This window comes from Corynebacterium sp. HMSC036D02 (assembly GCF_001836165.1).
GTDB lineage: Bacteria > Actinomycetota > Actinomycetes > Mycobacteriales > Mycobacteriaceae > Corynebacterium.
The window spans coordinates 1-1,433 of the sequence record NZ_KV827703.1 but is presented as its reverse complement, the minus strand read 5'-3'; the positions used below and the strand labels follow the sequence as shown (position 1 = coordinate 1,433).

The following is a 1,433-nucleotide window of genomic DNA, read 5'->3' as shown; positions in this document are numbered from 1 at the left end:
GGTGTTTAGAAGGGGATGTCGTCGGTGTCGGCATCTGTGTCGGTCTTGCTTTTGTTCTCGGCTTTGGCTTTGGTTTGTTGTTGTGTGTAGTCGTCGAGTTCTTGTTTGAGGTGTTGGGCTTCCTCGCGTACACGTTTCCGGGTGGCGGTGATGTGTTGGGCGACTGTTTGCGCCCACCGTTTCTGCTTTGGCGCTAGTGGCCCGTCAGCTTCGGTGATAGTCCAGGTGCCGTCTTCGAATAGCCAGATGGCATCCCCGCTGTAGGGGTCTAGCAGGTAGTTGAGGGTGCCATCGGTTTTCATGTTGTGATGCCCTTGGCATAAACACGCCAGGTTCTTCGGGTGGGTTGGCCCGCCTTCAGCCCAGTTATGCCGGTGATCTAATTGGCTAAGATAAGCAGGCTCTTCACATCCGCCGACCCGGCAGGTACCGTCGCGGCCTTCGACAATCTTGCGCATGATCAGGCCTGGCTGGTAGCCGTCAGCTTCAGCGATATCACCGGTTAAATCCCGTGTCTTGTCATGTGGCATGGGCTCAGCCCGCCAGCCGAAGCCTTCAATATAGGTTGGTGCATTCTCAATGTCGCGGGCTTGGTAGGTGTGTAACACCACGGTGGCTGGTGGCTTTATCTCACCGGATAGCAGTTTGATGACTGCCTCAGGCACAGTGATGTTTTCTTTGGCGGCGGTTTTATGGATGAAGGCATCGAGTTTAATGCCGGTGTCTTCCCCAACTTGCAGTTCCAGCCAGGCTGAGGTGCCGTTAGAAGAAAACCGGTAGGTATCTTTAGGGCGGGTATCCCGGTAGGCGATGGAGTCATCGAGGGTTTTACATATGTCGCGGACTTTGCGCCTGATTTGGCTGCGAGTAGGAAAAGCCTGATTCGGCTTAGTGGGGGTAAAGAAATCAGCCAGGATTGTGTCGATGAAGTCTAGGGTTTCACTAGTCAAGGCTGTTAGTGCTGACATGGGCTGATCAATAGCAATCAAGGATTCAATGTCGAGCAGGCAGTGGGTGTCTTGTATGGCTTTGACTTTCGGCAGGCTGTTAAGGCGGTGGATGGCGCGCAGGCCGGATTTGATGTGGCCTTCCGGAAGTGACCAGGCTGCCACTAGGGATAGTGCGGTGGTGTTGATGTCTGCGTCAAGGCTGGGCATGGCTGCCTGCCAGGTGTCATAGGTGGCGCGGCGGGCGTTAGCGCGGGCTATAGCGTGTGGGTTATTCGGGTTAGTGGTGGAAAAGAAGAAGGGTGCAGGGCGTGTAGTGGCGGTGGTGGTCATGGAAATCTCCCCCGAGATAAACATGTGTTAGAAGAAATGTTCTAACCATGATTCTAGTACCACACACCCCGCATGGCTATAGCCTGCTCTAAATTCATGTCAAGTCGTTACTATAAACGGGGGTAGTCACCACGGGTTAGCCAGCACGTTCGA

1 protein-coding gene is annotated in these 1,433 nt (G+C 54.2%); it reads right to left on the bottom strand.

The window, feature by feature from the left end:
• Window positions 1-5: 5 nt before the first annotated feature.
• On the bottom strand, window positions 6-1,280 hold the full coding sequence (locus tag HMPREF2743_RS10040) for an HNH endonuclease signature motif containing protein (RefSeq protein ID WP_070818746.1): 1,275 nt from the start codon (window positions 1,278-1,280) through the stop codon (window positions 6-8).
• Window positions 1,281-1,433: the final 153 nt, after the last annotated feature.

Bases quoted from the DNA above. Each gene is read 5' to 3' on its own strand.
- HMPREF2743_RS10040 (WP_070818746.1), bottom strand. From the start codon at position 1,280: ATGACCACCACCGCCACTACACGCCCTGCACCCTTCTTCTTTTCCACC.